This is a genomic window from Rhizobium sp. 10N414 (genome assembly GCF_056394785.1).
Window position 1 is genome coordinate 1 of record NZ_JBFTIN010000085.1, and the last position, 3,193, is coordinate 3,193.

Sequence of the window (3,193 nt, forward strand, 5' to 3'; positions counted from 1 at the left end):
TTGGTTGCGGGGGCAGGATTTGAACCTGCGGCCTTCAGGTTATGAGCCTGACGAGCTACCGGGCTGCTCCACCCCGCGCCAAGTGCAAAACCCTTTGGGTTTTGTCACGGTGCGTAAACTGCGAAGCAGTTTACGCTACTGCCCGAGCAAATTGCCGAAGGCGATTTGTCTCGTGTAAGGGACGCACTGCATGTTTCCGGGCCCATTATAGCAGAAAGGCCGCTTTGTGGGCGGCCCTTTTGATCGGCTTGGGGCCGTTTTCGTGATGAGAAGATTATCTTTGTTTCACATGCAGCTTTCGAATGTCTTCGACATTCGGCGCATGTGTTGTTGCGTTTAGCAGACCTGGCAGCGACCGACTCTCCCGCGTCTTAAGACGAAGTACCATAGGCGCTGGGGCGTTTCACGGCCGTGTTCGGAATGGGAACGGGTGCAGCCGCCCCGCCATAACCACCAGGTCAGCGAAGCGCAACAAWTGAGAAGCTGGTGCAGTTTTCACTGCGTTTGAACACGTCTTGCATCATCTCCCGACACGTCTGTGTCGGAGATGAGCATTGATCAATGAGAACGATCAAGCCAATCGAGCTATTAGTACCGGTAAGCTTCACACATTGCTGCGCTTCCACACCCGGCCTATCAACGTGGTCGTCTTCCACGGCTCTGATAGGGAATACTCGTTTTCAGGTTGGTTTCCCGCTTAGATGCCTTCAGCGGTTATCCATTCCATATGTAGCTACCCTGCTATGCCCTTGGCAGGACAACAGGTCCACCAGAGATATGTCCATCCCGGTCCTCTCGTACTAGGGACAGATCCTGTCAATATTCCTACACCCACGGCAGATAGGGACCGAACTGTCTCACGACGTTCTGAACCCAACTCACGTACCGCTTTAAATGGCGAACAGCCATACCCTTGGGACCTGCTCCAGCCCCAGGATGCGATGAGTCGACATCGAGGTGCCAAACAACCCCGTCGATATGGACTCTTGGGGGTCATCAGCCTGTTATCCCCGGCGTACCTTTTATCCGTTGAGCGATGGCCCTTCCACACGGGACCACCGGATCACTATGACCGACTTTCGTCTCTGCTCGACTTGTCAGTCTCGCAGTCAGGCGGGCTTATGCCATTGCACTCGACGACCGATTTCCGACCGGTCTGAGCCCACCATCGCGCGCCTCCGTTACTCTTTCGGAGGCGACCGCCCCAGTCAAACTACCCACCATACACTGTCCCGGATCCGGATAACGGACCGCGGTTAGACATCCATGACGATAAGGGTGGTATTTCAAGGATGGCTCCACAGAAACTGGCGTCCCTGCTTCAAAGCCTACCACCTATCCTACACATGCCGACACGAATGCCAGTGTAAAGCTATAGTAAAGGTGCACGGGGTCTTTCCGTCTGACCGCAGGAACCCCGCATCTTCACGGGGAATTCAATTTCACTGAGTCTATGTTGGAGACAGCGGGGAAGTCGTTACGCCATTCGTGCAGGTCGGAACTTACCCGACAAGGAATTTCGCTACCTTAGGACCGTTATAGTTACGGCCGCCGTTTACTGGGGCTTCGATTCAAAGCTTGCACCTCTCCTCTTAACCTTCCAGCACCGGGCAGGCGTCAGACCCTATACGTCGTCTTGCGACTTCGCAGAGCCCTGTGTTTTTGATAAACAGTCGCTACCCCCTGGTCTGTGCCACCCCACTTCACTTGCGTAAAATGGGGTCACGCTTCTTCCGAAGTTACGCGTGCAATTTGCCGAGTTCCTTCAACATAGTTCTCTCAAGCGCCTTGGTATACTCTACCTGACCACCTGTGTCGGTTTCGGGTACGGTCTATACGGTGGAGCTATTTCCTGGAACCGCGTCCCTGCRAGATCAATCCAATAAGACCTCACAAGTTGAGCAATCCGTCACTACCACCAGGCCCACGAATATTAACGTGGTTCCCATCGACTACGCGTGTCCGCCTCGTCTTAGGGGCCGGCTAACCCTGCTCAGATTAACTTTAAGCAGGAACCCTTGGTCTTTCGGCGAGAGGGTCTCTCACCCTCTTTATCGTTACTCATGTCAACATTCGCACTTCCGATACCTCCAGGAGCCCTCACGGGTCTCCCTTCATCAGCTTACGGAACGCTCCGCTACCACGTGTATTGCTACACATCCTCAGCTTCGGTGCATGGCTTCAGCCCCGTTACATTTTCGGCGCAAAGACCCTTATTTAGACCAGTGAGCTGTTACGCTTTCTTTAAATGATGGCTGCTTCTAAGCCAACATCCTGGTTGTTTTGGGATCCTCACATCCTTTCCCACTTAGCCATGACTTGGGGACCTTAGCTGGAGGTTAGGGTTGTTGCCCTTTTCACGACGGACGTTAGCACCCGCCGTGTGTCTGCCGACTAGTACTCCTGGGTATTCGGAGTTTGGTTAGGATCAGTAAGACGGTGAGTCCCCATAGCCCATCCAGTGCTCTACCCCCCAGGGTATTCGGTCGACGCTCTACCTAAATAGATTTCGCGGAGAACCAGCTATTTCCGAGTTTGATTGGCCTTTCACCCCTAGCCACAAGTCATCCCAATCTATTGCAACAGATGCGGGTTCGGTCCTCCAGTTGGTGTTACCCAACCTTCAACCTGCTCATGGCTAGATCACTCGGTTTCGGGTCTAATGCAACAAACTAAATCGCCCTRTTCAGACTCGCTTTCGCTTCGCCTACACCTACCGGCTTAAGCTTGCTTGTTACACTAAGTCGTTGACCCATTATACAAAAGGTACGCCGTCACCCTTGCGGGCTCCGACTGTTTGTAGGCATCCGGTTTCAGGTTCTATTTCACTCCCCTTGTCGGGGTGCTTTTCACCTTTCCCTCACGGTACTTGTTCGCTATCGGTCATGCACGAGTACTTAGGCTTGGAGAGTGGTCTCCCCATGTTCAGACAGGATTTCTCGTGTCCCGCCCTACTCTAGGACAATCATGCTATCTACGCGTACGGGGCTGTCACCCRCTACGGCCAARCTTTCCAGMTTGTTCCRCTTTAAACACAATTGCCACTGGCCTGGTCCGCGTTCGCTCGCCACTACTTGCGGAGTCTCGGTTGATGTCCTTTCCTGCAGGTACTTAGATGTTTCAGTTCCCTGCGTTCGCTTCTTACACCCTATTTTATTCAGGTGCAGATACCTTATCACAATGCTTGGAAACC

The 3,193-nt window shown here is 53.3% G+C and carries 1 tRNA gene and 2 rRNA genes; all 3 read right to left on the reverse strand.

Going from position 1 to position 3,193, the window contains the following annotated elements:
- Window position 1: 1 nt before the first annotated feature.
- Window positions 2-78 (reverse strand) — tRNA-Met (locus tag AC1DE4_RS31540).
- A gap of 265 nt (window positions 79-343) precedes the next feature.
- Window positions 344-458: ribosomal RNA gene (gene rrf, locus AC1DE4_RS31545) — 5S ribosomal RNA — on the reverse strand.
- 109 nt (window positions 459-567) lie between these two features.
- Window positions 568-3,193 (reverse strand): 23S ribosomal RNA (locus tag AC1DE4_RS31550); the annotation flags it as partial.